The organism is Gardnerella rara (genome assembly GCF_055452355.1).
Genome location: NZ_JBVBJP010000002.1, coordinates 82,866 through 102,181 on the forward strand (window position 1 = coordinate 82,866; position 19,316 = coordinate 102,181).

The window sequence follows — 19,316 nt, forward strand, 5'->3', positions numbered from 1 at the left end:
ATTATTTATTACACAACTCACGGAACCATTGTTTCGGTATGTACCGTGATATAAACTATTGCCTCAGAGTTTGTTTTTTTACTGATGCGCCTAGATTGTAGCGCAAAAAAGGGAGGAAGACCCAGGTGAAAACGTTAATCCAGGCCTTCAAAACGAAGGAGCTGAGGAACAAGATCCTCTTCGTCTTCGCAATGATTATCATCTACAGGATTGGTTCTTTTATTCCAATTCCTGGAGTTGACTACAAAGTTATTCGAGCTTGTACTGCTAAGTTGGCTTCTTCTAGCGAGAACTTTATTGGTTTGGTGAACCTGTTCTCTGGCGGTTCTCTTTTGCAGCTTTCGATTTTTGCATTGGGCGTTATGCCATACATTACTGCGTCCATTGTTATTCAGCTGCTTAGAGTTGTAATTCCTCGATTTGAGGCTCTTCATAAAGAGGGTCAGTCTGGAGAAACAAAGCTTACTCAGTATACGCGTTATTTGACCATTGGCTTGGCTATTTTACAGTCCACCACCATTTTGGTTACAGCTCGTTCTGGTGCGTTATTCAACTATCAGTGCGGTCAGGTTATTCCAGACGGTTCTATGTGGAGCCTTATTGTAATGGTCTTAATCATGACTGGTGGCACTGGCCTCATAATGTGGATGGCAGAGCTTATTACCGATAAGGGTATTGGCCAAGGCATGTCTGTATTAATCTTTATGTCCATCTGCTCTGGATTCCTTCCAAAGTTGTGGGAAATTGGTTGGGGTACTAATGGTCTTAATGGAGATTGGACTAAGTTCTCCATTGTTGCTGGCGTTTTTCTTGTTATTCTTATCTTCGTTGACTTTGTGGAACTTGCACAGCGTAGAATCCCTGTTCAGTACACACGTCGAATGATTGGTAGAAAGATGTATGGTGGCTCTTCCACCTACTTGCCATTAAAGGTAAATATGAGTGGTGTTATTCCACCAATCTTTGCATCTTCTATTCTTGCTATTCCAACTCTTCTTGCTCAATTTGGAGACAGCAGCAAGGGCTGGGTGCGCTGGATTAATGCTAATTTAGCTAATTCCACTTCTGCTTGGTACATTGTTCTGTACACTGTTATGATTGTGTTCTTCTGCTTCTTCTACACCGAGATTACTTTTAATCCAGATGAAACTGCAGACAACATGAAGGAATACGGCGGCTTTATTCCTGGCATTCGTGCTGGTAGCGCTACAAGCCATTATCTTAGCTACGTTATGAACAGACTTAACACAGTTGGTGCTATCTACTTACTGTTTGTTGCTTTGATTCCAACAGTTTTGATTATGTCTTTGCACCTTAATATGAAGCTTCCATTTGGTGGTACAACAATTCTTATTATTGCAGGCGTTGGCTTGGATACTTTGCGCCAAGCTAAGGCTCAAACGGAGCAATTCCAGTATGCTGGATTCCTGTTTGATCACGGCAAAAATAAGCAGTCTGCTGTTGCTGCCAGCAAATAGGATTGTTACAAATAAGATTGTTAAGGTTTTGCAAGATTGCAATGGAGCATAAAACAAGGAGATTAATATGCGATTGCTAATTATGGGACCGCAAGGAGTAGGTAAGGGTACTCAGGCTGCTTTGCTTGCCGAGCATTACAATATTCCTGCTATTTCCACTGGCGACATTTTCCGTTACAACTTAAAGAATCAAACGGAGCTTGGAAAAAAGGTTCAAGGTTATCTCGATAAAGGTGAGCTTGTTCCAGATGAATTAACAAATAGCATTGTTAAGGATCGTCTTGCTCAAGATGATGCAAAGAATGGTTGGATTCTGGATGGCTATCCACGTAACGCTTCTCAGGTTAAGGCTCTTGATCTTATGCTTGAAGAGCTTGGAACTCCTTTGGATCATGTTGTTGCTCTTGAGGCGGAGCGTGAGGTTTTGCTTGAGCGCATGCAAAAGCGCGCTATTGAGCAGGGTCGTTCCGACGACACTCCAGAAGTGATTGCTAAGCGTTTGGAAACCTACGAGAAGGAAACAGCTCCATTGCTGGATATTTACGAAAGCCGTGGTCAGCTTGTTGAGGTTGATGGCGTTGGAGACATTGCCGAAATCAACAATCGCATAGTTGAATCTTTGGTATAAGAAAAATCTTTGTACTATAAATGCGTCCTTGCGACACGCCGAGTGTTGTATTGGGCGCATTTACTGTATCATAGAAGATTGGCGTGTCTTCGGATGCGCGAAGTAGTATGTCCAAGGAACGGAACGAGGCTCATGGCAAAAGACGGTGTGATTGAAGTCGAAGGCACGGTAGTGGAAGCACTGCCTAACGCGATGTTTCGCGTTCAGCTTGAGAACGAGCACATTGTACTAGCTACGATTTCGGGGAAAATGCGCAAGAATTACATTCGTATTCTTCCGCAAGATCGTGTTGTGCTGGAGATGAGTCCTTACGATTTGAACCGCGGACGTATTACGTACCGTTATAAGTAAAGGTACAAGCAAAGGAAAACCATGAAGGTCAGCCCTAGCGTGAAGAGGATCTGCGAAAACTGCCGCGTGATCCGCCGTCACGGTCGCGTCATGGTGATTTGCATCAACCCACGTCATAAGCAGCGTCAGGGCTGAGTGGATCTCCACCGCGAAGATAAAGGAATAAGGCGCTAAGTCGCAGCTTAAGCTGAACCCTGGGTGCGCAGGCCCAGGCCGCAATCAATTGCTATTATTGCGGGAGACTTGGTGCACGACCTGCGTAATAGTAAAGGAATTACAATGGCACGTCTTGCCGGAGTAGATATTCCCAATGAGAAGCGCATTGAGATTGCCCTCACCTATATTTTTGGTGTAGGTCGCACTCGCGCTAAGGAAACGCTTGCCGCGACCGGTGTTAATCCGGATACCCGCGTCAAGGATCTTACGGATGAACAGTTAATCACTTTGCGTGATTATCTTGAGGCCAACTACAAGATTGAAGGCGATTTGCGTCGTGAAATCGACGCCGACATCCGTCGTAAGATTCAGATCAACTGCTATCAAGGCCAGCGTCATCGCAAGGGTCTTCCTGTGCGTGGTCAGCGTACTAAGACTAATGCTCGTACCCGCAAGGGTCCAAAGCGTACTGTCGCCGGGAAGAAGAAGGCCACCCGATAGTCGGTGGTCGGCTCTAGGCCACGAGTTAATTCTCATCGCCTAGACATACCAACTAATTCGTCATAGGAAACGAGGGTCAATGGCAGCTGCAAAGCAAGCCTCGCGCAAGCCGCGTCGCCGGGACCGCAAGTCGGTACCGGTTGGGCAGGCGCATATTAAATCAACATTCAATAACACGATTATTTCCATCACCGATCCATCGGGTGCAGTCCTCTCTTGGGCTTCTGGTGGCGATGTCGGCTTTAAGGGTTCCCGTAAGTCGACTCCTTACGCTGCAGGTATGGCCGCTGAGTCTGCCGCTCGTAAGGCAATGGAACATGGCCTTAAAAAGGTCGACGTGTTTGTTAAGGGTCCAGGTTCCGGTCGCGAAACCGCAATCCGTTCCCTTCAGTCCGCGGGTCTTGAAGTCGGTTCTATTACCGACGTCACCCCACAAGCGCATAACGGCGTTCGCCCACCAAAGCGTCGCCGCGTCTGAGCACTCTTACGAATCCATCCATCCAACCCGCTTATGGGCGGCGAGTGCACCACCGACCAGAAGCTGAAAGGATACAAAAGTGCTTATCGCACAGCGTCCAACACTTACCGAGGAATCACTGAATCCCCAGCGTTCTCGCTTTACTATTGAGCCGTTGGAACCAGGTTTCGGATACACGCTCGGCAATTCGCTGCGTCGTACCCTGTTGAGCTCCATTCCAGGTGCGGCCGTTACTTCGGTACGCATCTCTGGCGCTCTTCATGAGTTCACGACTCTGCCAGGTGTTGAAGAGGATGTCACTGAAATCCTGCTGAACATCAAGGGCATCGTACTTACAAGTGAGTATGACGAGCCTGTAGTGATGTATCTACGCAAGAGCGGTAAAGGTGAAGCAACAGCTGGAGATATTACTCCTCCTGCTGGCGTCACTATTGCCAATCCACAGATGCATATCGCTACACTTGCTGAAGATGGCGAGCTCGAAATTGAGTTCACTGTGGAGCGTGGTCGTGGCTACGTGCCTGCTCAGATGAATAAGCAGGAAAACAGCGAAATCGGTCGCATTCCAGTGGATTCGATCTACTCGCCAGTTTTGAAGGTGAGCTATAAGGTCGAAGCTACCCGCGTGGAACAGCGCACGGACTTCGATAAGCTAATCCTGGATGTGGAAACCAAGCCAGCTATTACACCACGCGACGCAGTTGCGTCCGCAGGTTCGACTTTGGTTGAGCTTTTCGGTCTTTGCCGTGAGCTTAACGTCGATGCTGAGGGTGTTGAAGTTGGTCCAGCACCAGTCATGGAGGAAGCTGATTCCCAGATGGCTACTCCGATTGAGGATTTGAACCTTACGCAGCGCAGCTACAACTGCTTGAAGCGTGAGGGAATCCACACAGTCGGCGAGCTGGTAGTCCACACTGAGCAGGATTTGCTCGATATTCGTAATTTCGGCATGAAATCCATCGATGAGGTTAAAGAAAAGTTGCAATCCATGGGATTGTCTCTTAAGCCTTCACCGCTTGGCTTTGACGCCAATAATCTCGAAGGTGGCACGTTCTTCTCGCCAGAAGACGAGTAAACAACCACCGCAAATCGTCGCGGTTTTTGGATGTTCGGGTTTTTGCCCACCTGAATTCCGCGGCAATAAGGAGTAATAATGCCTACACCGAAACAAGGGCCTCGTCTGGCTTCTAGCCCAGCGCATGAGCGCCTGATGCTGGCCAATATGGCTACAAGCCTCTTCCAGCACGGTCGTATTGTGACTACTTTGCCAAAGGCAAAGCGTCTTCGTCCACTCGCTGAGCGTTTGGTAACATTCGCTAAGCGTGGCGATTTGCATTCGCGCCGCCGCGTGTTGCGCGTAATTCGCAATAAGTCCGTTGTTCACATGCTTTTCACTCAGATTGCTGAGCAGATGAAGCAGCGTGAAGGTGGCTATACTCGCATCGTTAAGATGGCCCCTCGTCGTGGTGACACTGCTCCACAGGCTATTATCGAGCTTGTTGTTGAGCCAGTAAGCCCAAAGAAGGCTGTTGTTAAGGAAGCTGAGTCCGCTACTAAGGTTGCAGCTAAAGAAGAAGCAGCTGAGTAGTTGAGATTAGCATCTTGATGCATCGGTAAGTAAATCTTTGGCGATTAATCGCCAGCATAAAGGTTTATTAAACGGGTTGGAGATTTCTCCAGCCCGTTTTTCTATATCTGACATATCTTTTCTATATCTGGTATCAACTACTATTGAACTATGTCAAATATTCTCGATTTAATGAATACCGATTTTACTAACTTTAAGGATCGAAAATTCAATGCCGTAGATTCGCTTATTTTATGCGAGTTGGCGTATGTTTGCATGCCTGAATCGATTCCAAAATATAATGACGATTCTAACGCAGTAGCAACCGTTCCTATAAGCGATTTGCTACGCGGCGAGGATTTTTCGGCAATGTTTAGCTCTGGTTCTACCAAGGTAGATGAGTTTCGCAAGAATCTACTTTTGGCGGTTGCAGCAAGCCCAAGGTATCGCGGTATGCGCGTTGGTGAGGTTCTTGAACGTTTTGACGAGTCGAATATTGATGACTCTTGCGAACAGCAATTTGCGGCTGTTACTTTTGATTTGACAGATTGCGTTGGCTCTAGCTGCTTTGTTGTTGCTTTTAGGGGAACAGACAACACGCTTGTTGGCTGGAAGGAAGACTTTAACATGGCGTTTCGCTGCCCAGTGCCCGCGCAGGAGTCGGCGGCGGAGTATTTGCACTCTATATCTAGGCGAGTGTGCAAGGATTCTTGCAAAAGTGGCGGTATTCGTAGGATTTTTAACAGTGTTGCGGATTATTTTGCGAATTTGTTTAATAAGAAGAACAATAGTGAAGACAGTGATTTAGATAAGAGTGATTTAGATAAGAGTGATTTTAAGAATAGTGATTTAGATAAGATCAATCTAGAAAATAGCAGTGATTGCGATTTAAGTGATAATCCTCAAATATTTGTTGTGGGCCATTCAAAAGGCGGGAATATGGCTGCATATGCGGCAATGAGATTGGATGCGCAAGATCGAAGCCTTGGAAACCACATTAGTAAAATCTACTCAATGGACGGCCCTAGTTTTGGCTCGGACGTTGTTGATCCAAAGGTTTTTTCTCGCGTTGTTTCCAGAATCGAAAAAGTTGTGCCGCAATCTGCTTTTATTGGATTGATTATGGATACGGGAGTGCCGTATAAGGTTACAGTTGCCGATTCAATTGGATTAATGCAACATTTTGGTATGTATTGGCAAGTTAAAGATGGCGATTTTGACTACTGCGATTGTGTAACTCCGCGCGCTCTGGCCGTTTCTAAGGCGGCAAACGAGTGGATGATGAATTTGCCGTTTGAAGAGCGAAAGCGCAGAATCGACAGCGTTTACAGCATTTTTAGCAGTTTGGGGTACTCGACTTTCGACGAGATGTCTGCGCATTGGTCGGAGGTTGTTCCTAAATTATTGAAGATTGCAATGCATATGGATTCAAAAACACATGAGTTGATTCGTAGCGTTATGAGTGCTTTTGCGCTCGCTGGCGGTTCAGATAAGAAAAACTAGTGTAAAGTCTGTTTGGAAAGTCTGTTTGGAAAGGTTTTGAATGCGTCTTCGTTTAGATTTAGCGTATGATGGCGGCGATTTTTATGGTTGGGCAAAGCAGCCTACTTTGCGCACTGTTCAAGGTGTTTTAGAAGACGCATTGCATAAGGTTTTGCGCGTAAATAAAGATGATGCTAGCGAACCTTTGCGCCTTAGCGTTGCTGGCCGCACAGATACGGGCGTTCACGCATCTTACCAGGTTTGCCATTTAGACGTTTCGGAATTCGTTTTGCAAAATTGCGTTGGTCACACAAATCTTACGCCAGTAAAAGCCTTGGAATATAGGCTCTGTGGCGTTTTGCCTAAAGACATTTCAATTCACAGCGTAAGCATTGCGCCAAGCGGTTTTGATGCTCGTTTTTCTGCGTTGGATCGCACGTACGTGTATAGGATTAGCGATGCGGCGAATCGCGCTAATTTGGATCCGCGCATGCGTGGCTTTGTGTTGCAGCTTGACTACGATTTAAACGTTGATGCCATGAATCAGGCGGCGTCTTTGATTGTTGGTTTGCATGATTTTGGCTCTTTTGCGCGGCCAAATCCTGGTGGAACTACGATTCGCTGCGTTAAAAAGGCTGTTTGGAATCGTGTTTTCCAGGGGAGCTGTTTATCTAAATCAACTGGAAAAATTCCTAGCATTGAAAACGGTTTGCTTGAGTTTACTATTGTTGCAGACGCGTTTGCGCATAACATGGTTCGTTCGCTTGTTGGAGCGTGCGTGCAAGTTGGGTGTGCAAAGCGCTCAGTTGATTGGTTTAAAAATAAGATTGAAAATCCGATTAGAGAGGGCTCTACAGGGCCGATTGCAGCAAACGGTTTGACTTTGGAATATGTTGAATACCCTAAAGACGAGGAGCTTGCGGCGCGCGCAAACGCGATTCGCGCTAAGCGCACGATTGAGGAGCTTGGATGAGCTCAACGCGCCATGCGCTTGTATATTCTAGGGTTGTTTTACAATTGAAAAGTTGCGTTTCTTTTTGCATTTGCGTTTTGAGCATTTGCGTGTTGCGCAAAGGATGAATGTCCGAGCGGTCTAAGGAGCACGCCTCGAAAGCGTGTGAGGGCTACACCCTCCGCGAGTTCAAATCTCGCTTCATCCGCAAGCAGGGTTTCTAGCAAATCGCTAGAAGCCCTTTTTACTTGCGCGAGTGATATTTCCGCTTTATGTTGTTGATTTTGTGGTTTTGAGCTACATTCTCGGGAAAATCTTCCCGATTTTGTTGTTGATTTTGGCGTGTTGAGCAACATTTTCGGGAATATTGTGGCGTAAACGCGCTATATAAATCGTAGTGTGCTATTGCTCAAAAATCGCGGAAGAATCGCTAGGGTATCCATAAGAGTACGCGCTTATAATGTGCGAAATAGCAATGTCTGCAAGAATATCAATAAAATCTTGATTCGTTTTGCTAAAAATCTGATTATGATCCACATTCCCGTTTTTATCTGCTGGGAAAATCACCTGATTTAGCGCGTCTAGTTCGCCTCGTGCGCAATCCATGTATGCTATTGCGACTATTGGAAGATCTTTTTCGCTAGCTTCGTCTTTTGCAACACCAGAGTCCAGATTTTTTTGCGGTATTTCGTACACTTTTTGGCGCAAGTCTTTGCCGTTTGAAGCAAAGTGCATGAGTGTGTTTGCAATCGTAGCTGTAATATCGCTTTGGCGTAGTGAAACGTTATCAACATCTTTTGCTGCTAAAGTCTGCAGCATAAAAGCGAGTTTATCTTGTTCTAATGCCGCTTTTGCAAGTGGGTCGTGATTCCAATATAAATGCAAGTCTTTTGTGTTATTTGAAAAGTCGTACAATTTTTTGTAAACGTTTGATTCCATTTGATTTGCGATTTTAATCGCGTTGGCACTTGATTCTGCACTTTGACTTAAATTAACCAACTTCCAAGTATTTTGCGCGCTAAAAACAACTCCTTGTGCAAATCGACTATTGCATTGCGTTGCAACGTTTTTCCAAGAGTGAGCAGCATTTTGCAAGTCTTTGCTAGTTGCAGTTTTGCCCTTTTTATCTACGATTTTTTGATTAGTTTTTGCGCTTTGCAGAACTTTGTAGCAAGCATTGTTATTTTTAGCAGAATGAACAGCAGTGTTATTGAATTGCCTAGATCCAGAACATGCGCTAAAAATCAGCGTAGTAGCAATAAGCATTGCAGCTGTTAAAAAGTACTTTTTTCCGCGCATTTATAACACCTTTTGCCATGTGTTTGATAATGTTTTGTGCGCCAATCAAGGCTTTGTAACAAAACAAAATGTGTCTGCATAATCTACTAAAATAGTCCGTGACTGTGACCAATGTTGGATTGCTTTTTGTTCAGCATTTTATGTCTAACATTTTTAATCATAGTCATAAAATTTTGCGCTTTGCAGACCTGTTAAACTTAGATTTTAGCGTGTTTGTTATGTGTGAAAAAACATAAAAGAAGAATAAATTAATTTTATAAGTGAATTTATAAATGAATCAACAGGAGGACATGCACGATGGAATTGGATTTGGCGGGAATGCATCAGCTTGCGGCTCAGCAGGGGATTAATGCCGACGAGCTGGACGAAGCACTCGCCGAGGCTTTGCGTCTTGCATACATGAAGACTTCCCACCCAGCCAGGCATGCTCGCGTTGAGTTAGATGAGCGCGCTGGCTGCTTTACTGTATGGGCACGAGATGAAATCCCAGGTGTTCCTACAGAAGATAATCCTCACCCGCCTTATACTCTTGGCGAAGAGTACGACGATACTCCTAGAGATTTTGGTCGTCTTGCTGCTGCTACGGCTCGTCAGGTTATTACTCAGCTTTTCCGCAAGGTGGAAGACGATCGCGTATTTGGAGCTTTTTCTGGTCAAAAAGGAAAGTTGATTAACGGAATTGTTCAGCAGGATTCTAAAGATCCTTCTAACATTCACGTTGCTGTTGGAGATGTTGAGGCCATTTTGCCTCGCAGAGAGCAGGTTCCTGGAGAAAGATACCGCCATGGCGAACGCATTCGAGTTTATGTTGTTAATGTTGCACGCGGTTTGCGCGGCCCAGAAATAGTTGTTTCTAGGTCTCACCCAGATCTTGTGCGTAGACTTTTTGAGCGAGAGGTTCCAGAACTTGTTTCGGGAGCTGTGTCTATTATGGCGATTGCTCGAGAAGCTGGCGCTCGCACTAAGATTGCTGTGCGCGCTAATGCAGAAGGCGTTAATCCAAAGGGTGCTTTGATTGGCCCTGGTGGTTCCCGTGTTCGTGCTGTATTGGAAAATCTTGGTCAAGAAAAAATCGATATTGTTGATTGGTCGGAAGATCCAGCTCAGTTTGTTTCCGCAGCTTTGTCGCCAGCAACCGTAACCGAAGTTCGTGTTGTTAGCGAAAAAAGTCAGACTGCTGTTGCTTTTATTCACGATTCTCAGCTTTCGCTTGCTATTGGCAAGGAAGGTCAGAATGCGCGACTTGCAGCAAAGCTCACTGGCTGGAAGATTGGAATTGAGTCTGCAGAAGAACATGCTAAAAAGCAAGAAGAAATGAACGCCGATTCTAATTCGGCGAAATAGATTTTTGCTAGCATTTAACAAACTTGCGACACTCCCGAGAATCCAACGTTTCGAGTAAGCTAAGAGCTGCAATCTGGGCTTATAAACAGCTTTTTGCCTAGGGAACGAGGTACAAAATCATGGTTGAAATCATGGTTACACGATGAGATATCGCGCTATGAGATATCTAAATAAAAAGCATAAGAGTAAGAATCTTATAACAATATAAAGTGGCTGCGTTCGTATGCGCTGCCGCAGACTGAGGAGAACACTGAGTGGTAAAAAAGCGTGTATACGAATTGGCCAAGGAATTTGGCGTAGATAGCAAAACCGTATTAGAGCGTTTGAAGAGCATGGGTGAATTTGTAAAATCCGCATCTTCAACCGTTGAGGCTCCTGTTGTGCGCCGCTTAAAGACGGAATTTGGGTCTTCGGCTCCTGCAGCAAAGAACGAGTCGAAGGCTTCTGCGCCTAAGAGTGCTGAGCACGCGTCCAATAAAGTTGCAGGTTCTGCATCTAGCGTAAAGCCGCAAGCGCATGATCAAAATGCCGAAAATAAGACCAATCAAAAGTCTGAACAAAAAAAGTCTGAACAAAAGTCTTCTGTAAATCAGAATTCTGCGCAAAAATCGCGTGATAATCATGATGTAAATAAGGCTTCTAATGGGTCTTCCACTTCGACTTCTGTAGCTCCTAAGCCTTCGGCTGGTGGCGCAAAACCTAATAATTCTTCAAAGGCTGGCGATTCAAAGCGCGGTGCAGAAAAGCGCGGAGGCGCAGAATCTCGTGCTGCTAAGCAAGATCGTTCCGCACAAATGCCTCCTCGTCCTCGTCCACACCAAGGCGCTGGCGCAGGGTCTGCTCCTCGCCCAGGAAACAATCCGTTTAGCCGAAAGCAAGGTATGCGTGCGCCTACACCAGGAGACATACCTCGTCCACACCCAATGTCGCGCCCAGGTGCGGCTGCAGAGAATGCTCGCGGAGCAAAGCCAGGTGCTGGCGGCGCTAATGGCGGCAATGGAAATGGCGGCGGTCGCGGTCGCGGTCGTGGCGGAAATCGCCAGGGCGGCGCGAATGGCAGCGCAAATCGTTCTTCGCAGTGGCAAGGTTCGCATCGTTCAGGCGGCGCAAATGGCGGCGGAGCAAATTCTCGCCCATCTGCAGAGTCGCGCTTTAACGCAAATCAAGCGGCAAGCTTCCAGGCTGCAGCCGCAGGCGCTCCAAATGCTGGCCCATCTAGAGGTGGTCGCGGTCGCGCAGGAGCTGCAGGTGCGTTTGGTCGCCAGGGCGGAAAGTCCTCTAAGGCTCGTAAGAATCGTCTTGCAAAGCGCAGGGAATACGAAGAGCTTAAAGCACCAGTTATTGGTGGCGTGCGTATTCCTTCTGGTAATGGCGCTACAATCCGCCTTCGCCAGGGAGCAACGCTTTCTGATTTGGCAGAAAAGATTGATGTAAATCCAGCAGCTTTGGTTACTGTTTTGTTCCACCTTGGAGAAATGGCCACAGCTACGCAGTCTTTGGATGAAACAACATTCCAGATTCTTGGCGAAGAAATCGGCTGGAATATTAACCTTGTTTCTGCAGAAGAGGAAGATAAAGAGCTTCTTCAGCAGTTTGACATTGACTTAGACGAAGAAGAGCTCCAAGAAGACGATAATCTTGTAACGCGTCCTCCAGTTGTTACTGTTATGGGCCACGTTGATCACGGTAAAACTCGTTTGCTCGATACAATTCGCAAGTCCAATGTTATAGCGCGTGAGGCTGGCGGTATTACGCAGCGCATCGGCGCTTACCAGGTTACAGTTACTTTGGACGGCGACAAGCGCAAGATTACGTTCTTGGATACTCCAGGCCACGAAGCATTTACAGCTATGCGTGCTCGAGGCGCAGAGCTTACAGACGTTGCAATTCTTGTTGTTGCAGCAGACGACGGCGTTATGCCTCAAACTGTTGAGGCAATTAACCACGCGCAGGCTGCTCACGTGCCGATTGTTGTGGCAGTAAACAAGATTGATGTTGCTGGAGCAAACCCAGATAAGGTGCGCGGCCAGCTTACAGAGTACGGTCTTGTGCCAGAAGAATACGGCGGCGACACAATGTTTGTGGATATTTCCGCAAAGCAAGGAACCAACGTAGATAAGCTTCTTGAGGCTGTTCTTTTGACTACCGATGCAGAGCTTGATCCTAAGGCAAATCCAAACATGGATGCTCGCGGTGCAACCGTTGAAGCTCGTTTGGATAAAGGCCGCGGTGCTGTTGCTACGGTTCTTGTTCAGCAGGGAACTCTTAAAGTTGGAGATTCCATTGTTGCAGGCACGTCTTATGGCCGCGTTCGAGCAATGCTCGACGAAAATGGCAATCACTTGCAAGATGCAGGTCCTTCCACTCCAGTTCAGGTGCTTGGTTTGACTTCTGTTCCAACTGCAGGAGATTTGTTCTTGGTTACTTCCGACGATCGTTCTGCTCGCCAGATTGCAGAAAAGCGTCAGGCTACGGAGCGTGCGGCTCAGCTTGCAAAGCGCCGCAAGGTTGTTTCTCTTGAAAGCCTTAAGGAACAGTTTGCTAAGTCCGAAGTGGATATGCTTAACATTGTTATTAAGGGTGATTCTTCTGGCTCCGTTGAGGCTTTGGAAGACTCCTTAATGAAGATTGAGGTTTCCGACGAAGTTGGAATTCAGGTTATTCACCGTGGTGTTGGCGCGATTACGCAAAACGATGTTAACCTTGCAACAGTTGATAAGGCCGTTATTATTGGCTTTAACGTGCGTCCTAATCGCCAGGTTGCAGACTTGGCAGATCGCGAAGGCGTTGAAGTTAAGTACTACTCGGTTATTTACAAGGCAATCGAAGATATTGAAGCTGCTTTGAAGGGTATGCTTAAGCCAGAGTTTGAAGAGGTTGTTACATCTCATTCCGAGATTCGCGAAATCTTCCGCTCGTCCAAGTTTGGCAATATTGCTGGCGTTATGGTTCAAGATGGCGAAGTTAAGCGTGGTACAAAGTGCCGTATTTTGCGAAACGGCGTTGCAACCGTTAACGATCTTGAAATCTCCACTTTGCGCAGGTTTAAGGATGACGTTCAGTCCGTTAGCGAAGGCTACGAGGCAGGCATCAACCTTGGTAGCTTTAACGACATTGAGCTTGGCGATATAATCGAAACCTTTGAGATGAAGCAGATTGAGCGCAAGTAGTATGGCTGGAACAAACCCTAGAGCCGCGCGAATTGCGGCTTTGATTCACAGAGTTATTGCGTCCAATATGGAATCGCATTTGCATGATAAGCGACTTGCTAACGTTACTATTACAGAAGTAAGGGTTACTAACGATTTGCAAATCGCCAAAGTGTATTGGACGCAGCTTGGCACTGCTGGAAAAGAGCAGGGTGAGCGCATGCGCGCAAATCAGGCTTTGCAGCAAGCTAAGGGTCGTTTGCGCACTTTAGTTGGAGCTAAAGCAGGCTTGCGATTAACGCCTCAAATCCAATTTGTTTACGATGAGGTTCCTAGCGAAGCTCACGAGATTGAAGACATTTTGGTTGCGGCGCGTAAGCGCGATAAGGAGTTAGCTAAAGCGCGAGAAACAGCTAAATACGCTGGAGAAGCAGATCCGTACAAAAAGCCGCGTGAAGACGAGGAATTTGACGACGACTTTGAAGACGGCGACTCTGATGAAGATAACGACTTTGAAGACGGCGACTTTAACAGCGACTTTAACGAGGGCAATGAGTAATTCTAAATTGCCATCTTCTGGCATTTTGCTAGTAGATAAGCCAAAAGGCGTTACCAGCCACGATGTTGTATCTTGTGCGCGTGGCCTGCTGCACACTAAGCGCGTGGGTCACGCTGGAACTCTCGATCCAATGGCCACTGGTCTTTTAATCATTGGATTTGGTAACGCCACTCGTTTGCTAAACTATTTGCTTGGTCATAATAAAACATACGAGGCTGTGATTCGTCTTGGTGAATCAACTAATACGGATGATGCAGACGGAGATGTTGTAGAAAGCGCAAAGAATGAGAGTGGCATTCTAAGCTCAAACCACGCAAATATTGATGAAGTTCTTAAAGAATTGCGCTGCACGGTTGCCAAGAATTTTACTGGCTCGATTATGCAAGCGCCAACGGCTTTTTCGGCTATAAAAATAAATGGTGTTCGCGCCTACGATTTAGCGCGCGCAGGCAAGGACGTGCATTTAGAGCCTCGAGAGGTTGTTATTCACGATTTTTCGCTGCTTGATGCGCATTTTGGCGTGGGCGTAAGCGGCGCAAAGGTTATTGACGTGCGTGCAAGCGTTTCTTGCTCTAGCGGAACCTATATTCGTGCGTTGGCTCGCGATTTAGGGCGTGTTCTTGGCATTGGAGGCCATTTGGTGAGCCTTAGGCGAACGCAGATTGGCGATTTTTCGGTAGAAGATAGTCGCGTGCTTAAGCTTAAGACTACAGTTCGCACGTTTACAGACAAAAATGGCGTTACGAAAACGCGCACAAAGGCTATTGTTGATTTGGCTACACTTGGCGGGCATGCTGGCGAACATGCTGGCGAGTCCAATAGCGAGTCCAATAGCGAGTCTAATGGCGATAAAAACTACGATTTGCAAACCAATTTGCTCAGCATGTTTGAAGCAGCAAAATCAACAATGCAAGTGGTAGAAGTAAGCGAAAATCAAGCTAAAGACTTGCGATTTGGTAGAAAGATTGCAATTCCTGCTATTAGCGCAAGCAATGCGATTGCGTATGTAAAAGCCGCAAAAGATGAGCAAAACGACGTTGTTGCTGTTTTGCAGACCGCCCAAAAATCGCAAGCAACCGAAGATTTAAGCAGAACGGTTTCTATATCTCAAGCCAAAATTCCAACAACAATCGAAAAAATCGAAAAAATCGAAAAAAATTCAAATCTTATAGAAGCTAAACCAATTGTAGTATTTGTGCAAAGCTAGTTTGCTGGTAAAATAGTAAATAGTGTGAAAATAGGGGCTCAAGCAAAGCGGCATCTAAAAATAAAGCGATACCAGTATTTGCAGCTCTTGCGAACAGTAAGGATATGATGAAGGTCATCGACATTCGACCAGATGCCAACGGCATGATTAATTGGCCAACATTAAGCGCTCAGCGTAAGGCAGTCGTTACAATAGGCGTATTTGACGGAATGCATCTTGGGCATCGTAAGGTTATTGCGCGAACAGTGGAGATTGCGCGAAAAAACAACGCATTTTCAGTTGTTATAATGTTTGATCCGCGTCCAAGTGTTGTGCACGAGAATCCAGATTTATTCGACGACTTTGGCGATAATGCGCAAATTCCAGTAGACTCTCAGGCGCTAACAAGTGTTCGTCAACGTCTTAGGGTTTTGCAACAGATGGATGTTGATCACGTTATTATTGTTAGATACAGCCTGGCTTTTGCGGCAAAATCGTATAGGTTCTTCCTTGGTCAGCTGGTTGGAAAGCTTGGTATGCGCGCGCTTGTTTTAGGCTCGGATGCAGCTCTTGGTGCTAGAAGGGCTGGCAATGTTCACGCAATTAAAGAGCTTGCGCAAGCTACAGGCGTTTTTAATCTTGTTGTTGTAGAAGATTTTGGTCCAGGAGACGTTCGCGTTCCAGACCCAATTGTTCCAGAAGTTCCCGAAGAAAGTGGGGAGCCAAAGAATCCAGCAGAAGGCATGAATAAGGCGGAATATCGCGCTTGGAGCAAAGGCATTCCAAATAAAAAGGTTCGTGCTTGGAGCTCTACAAATGTGCGCTGGATGCTTGCAAATGGCAGAGTTAGAGACGCTGGAGATATTCTTGGCCAGCCGCATAGGGTAGAAGGCATTGTTGTTCACGGAGCTGGGCGAGGCCACCAAATTGGGTTCCCAACTGTAAATCTTGGCGAGCGCATTGATGGCTATGTTCCAGTTGATGGCGTTTACGCTGGCTGGATTGTTGATTTAGATGCAGACGAGCAAAATGGCACTTCTTCTTGCAGCAACATTCCTAGCGTGGGTGTTTTGCGTAAAGATGAGCTTCATCTTGGAGTGCATTCGCCTTGGCGCTGGCCAGCTGCGATTTCCGTTGGCACTAATCCTACTTTTAAAGATGACGCAGCAAATAGCGCGGATGCTTACGATTACACTCTAGAAGAGCAAGAGTCCAGTCGCGCTGCCCAAAATCGCACTGTTGAAGCGTATGCTCTAACAGATAAGATTCAAGATTTATACGGGCACAGGGTTTGCATTGAATTTGCGCGCTTCTTGCGCCCTCAGCAGGCTTTTGAATCGCAAGAGCAGCTTAAAGACGCTATTAGCAAAGACGTTGAGCAAACACGCGCTCTAGTGTCGGAATGATTTAAAGAAGCTTTGCGTTTCTGGGTCGCTGCAGGCGTCCATAACCTCGTATGGTGTGCCGTTTTCTGCAACAACGCCATTTCTAAGCAAAACCACCCTGTCGGCAGCTTCGTGCGCAAAATGCATCTCGTGAGTGGCCATTAAAATGGTTGTTCCTTGCTGCTTTAGCTCCGCAACCATGTCTAGAACTTCGCCAACTAGCATTGGGTCTAGCGCAGACGTAATCTCGTCTAAAAGCAAAAGCTGCGGGCTGGTCATAAGTGCGCGCGCAATTGCCACTCGCTGCTGCTGGCCTCCCGAAAGCTGATCTGGGTAGGACTTTGCTTTATTTTCTAGCTTAATCCTAGATAGAAGCTCCATTGCGCGGCTTTCTGCGCGATCTTTGCTCCAATGGTGAACTTTGCGTGCAGCAAGAGTTACGTTATCTAAAACGCTCATATGCGTAAAAAGATTGAATTGCTGGAACACAACGCCAATCTGAGACCTAATTTTATCTTGATTTATGCGCGGGTCGGTAATGTCTGTGTTTCCAAGCCAGACCTGGCCGTCATCTACTCGCTCAAGCAGATTAATGCACTTCATAAGAGTAGATTTGCCGCTTCCAGAAGGCCCTAAAAGTGCCACAACTTCGTGAGGCGCAATATCAAAAGAAATACCCTTAAGAACAGGTGTTGAATTATATGATTTACGAATGTTGCTTAGGCGCAAAACGGGGGTTGAAGCCGTGTAATCATTTGCATTTGTTTGATCGCTCATTTGCTGATTTACCTTTTGATTTGTTACGTTATTCATCACACGGTTCCTCCGTTAAGCTCGCGCTTGCGTAGCCTTGCTGTATACCAGTCGTTTAGAACAATAAATGGAATACTCAATGCTATAAACACAACGCTTGCTACAACGTATGGAGTGAAGTTATAAGAAGTTGCAACAGATATTTGAGCAGCTCGAACTGCGTCTACAGCGCCCAAAACCGATATAAGACCTGCGTCTTTTTGCATGGATATAAAGTCGTTCATTAAGGCAGGAGCCACTTTTCTTAAGCCGAGTGGAATAACCACTAATCGCACAGTTTGACCAGATGTTAAGCCAAGCGACCTTGCGGATGCTCGCATAGATGGATGCACGTCTTCAAAGCCTGCGCGCAATACCTCGCCAACGTATGCGGAGTAGCTCATAACAATAGCAATCGTGCCAAGTATTGCTGGCGGAATTCGCCCAAACAGCTGCAAGCCTGGTATGCCAAAGCCAATTAAGTAAAGAACAACAAGCATTGGTATGCCGCGCATAATGGTTGTGTAGAATTGCGCTATAGCTCGCAGAGGGAAAAGCATTGGGCTTACGCTTGTTCGAATAATAGCAATTAAAGTTCCAAGTATTGCAACGCCGATTACGGCAAATACAAGCACTTGCAAGTTAAGCATTAAGCCTTGCAAAACAGAAGGCAAAGATAGCATAAAGTACTTGCCAGAAAAGAACGTTTCGCGTACTCTTGGCCAACCAGGGCTCATTGCAAGCGCTGCAATGCACACGCCCAACAGAACCAAAGTGCTTATTATGCTTGTTAAAACAGATTTAAGATTCTGTTTTTTGCGGATTGACCTACGCTCAAGCTCGATATTGCTTAAAACGTATTCTCCAGCGTTGTTTGATTCGCTGTCTAATGCATTGCCGTTAAGTACTGTCATTGGCGGCACTCAAGCCTTTCGACATAATGAATGATACGCACTATTGTAAGCACTTTTATGTGACGATTGGGTTACAAGTTGCTTACAATAATGCGCATTGGTAATGAGGATGGTACGATTTTTATTTATTTTGATCTATTTTTAATCTATTTTGTTTGATTTAATTTAGATCAATTTACTTTAAAACTGGCACGTTAGTTGTGTACTCTGCAAGCCACTTTTCTTGGAGCTTCTTTAAAGTACCATCTTTTTCTAGCGCATTTACAGCTTTAGTAACGTCTGCCGTAAGCTTAGAGCCCTTTGGAAGCACAAGGCCAGTTCCTTCTTTATCTTCCGAACCAGCAATTTGGCCAAGAACAATGCCATCTTTAACCTGCTTGCTGCGAACAATGTTTACAGAAGATGGAGTATCAATCACAAGTGCGTCGATTTGCTTAGAGTCAAGAGCCTGAACCAAAGCGTCGTTATCGTTAAAGGTCTGAATATCGCTCTTAATCTTGTCTTTAGCAAAGCTGTAGCTTGTTGTTCCAACCATTGCGCCAATCGTAGCTGTTTTAAGATCTGCCAAAGTCTTTGCGTTAGCAAATTTGCTGTCTTTTTTAACTACAACACCCTGAGTTGCGTTGTAGTAGCTTGGTGAAAAGTCTACAGCCTTCTTGCGTTCTTCGGTAATGGAGAACTGCTGAAGGTTAAAATCAAAGTCCTTTGGACCTGGAGTTACTGCGGAATCGAAGGTTGTGCGAACCCACTTAACCTTGTCTTTGCTGTAGCCAAGCTTCTTTGCAACGGCGTATGCTACTGCGGACTCGTATCCTTTACCGTTTTCTGGCTTGTTGTCGTACATCCATGGTGTGTAAGTTGGCTGAGCTGTGCCGATTGTCAAAACGCCTGGCGTAATCGTCTTTTGGTTTGAATCTTGTGCGTTTTGGCTTCCGCATGCTGCTGTGCTAACCATTGCTGCCACTGCTAATGCTGCTGCTGCAATCTTTGTAGCTGTTGCTGCTACGCGGTTAGTGTGCAAGTTGTTATGTACGAAAATAGCCATTTTTTCTCCTTCGCATCTTTACGCAAAGCCTTGTTATTGTAATTTTTATT

General features: G+C 46.0%; 19 protein-coding genes and 1 tRNA gene. 16 read left to right on the forward strand and 4 right to left on the reverse strand.

Annotation, left to right across the window (positions count from 1 at the left end; all coding sequences use genetic code 11):
• The first annotated feature begins 125 nt into the window (after positions 1-125).
• The 11 genes from secY (at position 126) to ACZ0NX_RS02100 (ending at position 7,801) form a co-directional block, all read left to right on the forward strand.
• On the forward strand, positions 126-1,478 hold the full coding sequence (gene secY / locus ACZ0NX_RS02050; protein ID WP_060786838.1) for a preprotein translocase subunit SecY: 1,353 nt from the start codon (positions 126-128) through the stop codon (positions 1,476-1,478).
• 67 nt (positions 1,479-1,545) lie between these two features.
• On the forward strand, positions 1,546-2,106 hold the full coding sequence (locus ACZ0NX_RS02055) for an adenylate kinase (protein WP_060786839.1): 561 nt from the start codon (positions 1,546-1,548) through the stop codon (positions 2,104-2,106).
• A 132-nt stretch (positions 2,107-2,238) separates the two neighbouring features.
• Positions 2,239-2,457 (forward strand): translation initiation factor IF-1, encoded by a 219-nt coding sequence (gene infA, locus ACZ0NX_RS02060; protein ID WP_004105485.1) that lies wholly within the window; start codon positions 2,239-2,241, stop codon positions 2,455-2,457.
• A 21-nt stretch (positions 2,458-2,478) separates the two neighbouring features.
• Positions 2,479-2,592 carry a 50S ribosomal protein L36 gene (rpmJ, locus tag ACZ0NX_RS02065; protein ID WP_003842636.1) on the forward strand — a complete coding sequence of 38 codons (114 nt, stop codon included), beginning with the start codon at positions 2,479-2,481 and terminating at the stop codon, positions 2,590-2,592.
• Positions 2,593-2,736: 144 nt separating this feature from the next.
• Positions 2,737-3,114 carry a 30S ribosomal protein S13 gene (gene rpsM, locus ACZ0NX_RS02070; RefSeq protein WP_004105472.1) on the forward strand — a complete coding sequence of 126 codons (378 nt, stop codon included), beginning with the start codon at positions 2,737-2,739 and terminating at the stop codon, positions 3,112-3,114.
• Between the two features lie 79 nt (positions 3,115-3,193).
• Complete coding sequence (rpsK, locus tag ACZ0NX_RS02075) at positions 3,194-3,592, forward strand: 30S ribosomal protein S11 (protein WP_004105468.1); 399 nt, start codon at positions 3,194-3,196, stop codon at positions 3,590-3,592.
• A 79-nt stretch (positions 3,593-3,671) separates the two neighbouring features.
• On the forward strand, positions 3,672-4,667 hold the full coding sequence (locus tag ACZ0NX_RS02080) for a DNA-directed RNA polymerase subunit alpha (RefSeq protein WP_060786840.1): 996 nt from the start codon (positions 3,672-3,674) through the stop codon (positions 4,665-4,667).
• 78 nt (positions 4,668-4,745) lie between these two features.
• Positions 4,746-5,180, forward strand: a complete 435-nt coding sequence (gene rplQ, locus ACZ0NX_RS02085) for a 50S ribosomal protein L17 (protein ID WP_004131707.1) — start codon at positions 4,746-4,748, stop codon at positions 5,178-5,180.
• Between the two features lie 150 nt (positions 5,181-5,330).
• A complete protein-coding gene (locus tag ACZ0NX_RS02090; RefSeq protein ID WP_464405222.1) occupies positions 5,331-6,662 on the forward strand; it encodes an Mbeg1-like protein in 1,332 nt (443 codons plus the stop codon).
• A 40-nt stretch (positions 6,663-6,702) separates the two neighbouring features.
• Entirely contained in the window at positions 6,703-7,614 is a 912-nt protein-coding gene (gene truA, locus ACZ0NX_RS02095) for a tRNA pseudouridine(38-40) synthase TruA (protein ID WP_060786842.1), read from the forward strand.
• A gap of 101 nt (positions 7,615-7,715) precedes the next feature.
• Positions 7,716-7,801: transfer RNA gene (locus ACZ0NX_RS02100), tRNA-Ser, on the forward strand.
• A gap of 194 nt (positions 7,802-7,995) precedes the next feature.
• Here the strand turns inward: ACZ0NX_RS02100 and ACZ0NX_RS02105 are convergent.
• Positions 7,996-8,892, reverse strand: coding sequence for a hypothetical protein (locus ACZ0NX_RS02105; RefSeq protein ID WP_464405224.1), 897 nt, complete (start codon positions 8,890-8,892; stop codon positions 7,996-7,998).
• A gap of 297 nt (positions 8,893-9,189) precedes the next feature.
• On the opposite strand from ACZ0NX_RS02105, the gene nusA reads away from it, so the two are divergent.
• From nusA to ribF, 5 genes are all read left to right on the forward strand, one after another.
• Positions 9,190-10,236 carry a transcription termination factor NusA gene (gene nusA, locus ACZ0NX_RS02110; RefSeq protein WP_060786843.1) on the forward strand — a complete coding sequence of 349 codons (1,047 nt, stop codon included), beginning with the start codon at positions 9,190-9,192 and terminating at the stop codon, positions 10,234-10,236.
• Positions 10,237-10,490: 254 nt separating this feature from the next.
• Positions 10,491-13,406 (forward strand): translation initiation factor IF-2, encoded by a 2,916-nt coding sequence (gene infB / locus ACZ0NX_RS02115; protein ID WP_415688983.1) that lies wholly within the window; start codon positions 10,491-10,493, stop codon positions 13,404-13,406.
• A gap of 1 nt (position 13,407) precedes the next feature.
• Complete coding sequence (gene rbfA, locus ACZ0NX_RS02120) at positions 13,408-13,944, forward strand: 30S ribosome-binding factor RbfA (RefSeq protein WP_464405227.1); 537 nt, start codon at positions 13,408-13,410, stop codon at positions 13,942-13,944.
• Positions 13,937-15,151: a tRNA pseudouridine(55) synthase TruB gene (gene truB, locus ACZ0NX_RS02125; RefSeq protein WP_464405229.1), complete on the forward strand. Its 1,215-nt coding sequence runs from the start codon at positions 13,937-13,939 to the stop codon at positions 15,149-15,151. The genes rbfA and truB overlap by 8 nt, the downstream gene beginning before the upstream one ends.
• A 107-nt stretch (positions 15,152-15,258) precedes the next feature.
• Complete coding sequence (gene ribF, locus ACZ0NX_RS02130) at positions 15,259-16,536, forward strand: bifunctional riboflavin kinase/FMN adenylyltransferase (protein ID WP_060786847.1); 1,278 nt, start codon at positions 15,259-15,261, stop codon at positions 16,534-16,536.
• Here the strand turns inward: ribF and ACZ0NX_RS02135 are convergent.
• The 3 genes from ACZ0NX_RS02135 to ACZ0NX_RS02145 form a co-directional block, all read right to left on the reverse strand.
• Complete coding sequence (locus tag ACZ0NX_RS02135) at positions 16,522-17,328, reverse strand: amino acid ABC transporter ATP-binding protein (protein WP_464405231.1); 807 nt, start codon at positions 17,326-17,328, stop codon at positions 16,522-16,524. The two genes, ribF and ACZ0NX_RS02135, sit on opposite strands and share 15 nt — an antisense overlap.
• Positions 17,328-18,221: an amino acid ABC transporter permease gene (locus tag ACZ0NX_RS02140; RefSeq protein ID WP_464405233.1), complete on the reverse strand. Its 894-nt coding sequence runs from the start codon at positions 18,219-18,221 to the stop codon at positions 17,328-17,330. Before ACZ0NX_RS02140 ends, ACZ0NX_RS02135 begins: the two co-directional genes overlap by 1 nt.
• 175 nt (positions 18,222-18,396) lie before the next feature.
• The gene (locus ACZ0NX_RS02145) at positions 18,397-19,266 is read right to left on the reverse strand and encodes an ABC transporter substrate-binding protein (RefSeq protein ID WP_464405235.1); all 870 of its coding nucleotides are present in this window, start codon (positions 19,264-19,266) and stop codon (positions 18,397-18,399) included.
• Positions 19,267-19,316 lie beyond the last annotated feature (50 nt).

What these genes read in the sequence shown, in the direction of transcription:
- rpsK (WP_004105468.1), top strand. Translation starts at nt 3,194, where the DNA reads ATGGCAGCTGCAAAGCAAGCCTCGCGCAAGCCGCGTCGCCGGGACCGC.
- ribF (WP_060786847.1), top strand. Translation starts at nt 15,259, where the DNA reads ATGAAGGTCATCGACATTCGACCAGATGCCAACGGCATGATTAATTGG.
- ACZ0NX_RS02055 (WP_060786839.1), top strand. Translation starts at nt 1,546, where the DNA reads ATGCGATTGCTAATTATGGGACCGCAAGGAGTAGGTAAGGGTACTCAG.
- truB (WP_464405229.1), top strand. Translation starts at nt 13,937, where the DNA reads ATGAGTAATTCTAAATTGCCATCTTCTGGCATTTTGCTAGTAGATAAG.
- infA (WP_004105485.1), top strand. Translation starts at nt 2,239, where the DNA reads ATGGCAAAAGACGGTGTGATTGAAGTCGAAGGCACGGTAGTGGAAGCA.
- nusA (WP_060786843.1), top strand. Translation starts at nt 9,190, where the DNA reads ATGGAATTGGATTTGGCGGGAATGCATCAGCTTGCGGCTCAGCAGGGG.
- rpmJ (WP_003842636.1), top strand. Translation starts at nt 2,479, where the DNA reads ATGAAGGTCAGCCCTAGCGTGAAGAGGATCTGCGAAAACTGCCGCGTG.
- truA (WP_060786842.1), top strand. Translation starts at nt 6,703, where the DNA reads ATGCGTCTTCGTTTAGATTTAGCGTATGATGGCGGCGATTTTTATGGT.
- rbfA (WP_464405227.1), top strand. Translation starts at nt 13,408, where the DNA reads ATGGCTGGAACAAACCCTAGAGCCGCGCGAATTGCGGCTTTGATTCAC.
- ACZ0NX_RS02135 (WP_464405231.1), bottom strand. Translation starts at nt 17,328, where the DNA reads ATGAATAACGTAACAAATCAAAAGGTAAATCAGCAAATGAGCGATCAA.
- rpsM (WP_004105472.1), top strand. Translation starts at nt 2,737, where the DNA reads ATGGCACGTCTTGCCGGAGTAGATATTCCCAATGAGAAGCGCATTGAG.
- ACZ0NX_RS02140 (WP_464405233.1), bottom strand. Translation starts at nt 18,221, where the DNA reads ATGACAGTACTTAACGGCAATGCATTAGACAGCGAATCAAACAACGCT.
- rplQ (WP_004131707.1), top strand. Translation starts at nt 4,746, where the DNA reads ATGCCTACACCGAAACAAGGGCCTCGTCTGGCTTCTAGCCCAGCGCAT.
- ACZ0NX_RS02105 (WP_464405224.1), bottom strand. Translation starts at nt 8,892, where the DNA reads ATGCGCGGAAAAAAGTACTTTTTAACAGCTGCAATGCTTATTGCTACT.
- ACZ0NX_RS02090 (WP_464405222.1), top strand. Translation starts at nt 5,331, where the DNA reads ATGTCAAATATTCTCGATTTAATGAATACCGATTTTACTAACTTTAAG.
- ACZ0NX_RS02145 (WP_464405235.1), bottom strand. Translation starts at nt 19,266, where the DNA reads ATGGCTATTTTCGTACATAACAACTTGCACACTAACCGCGTAGCAGCA.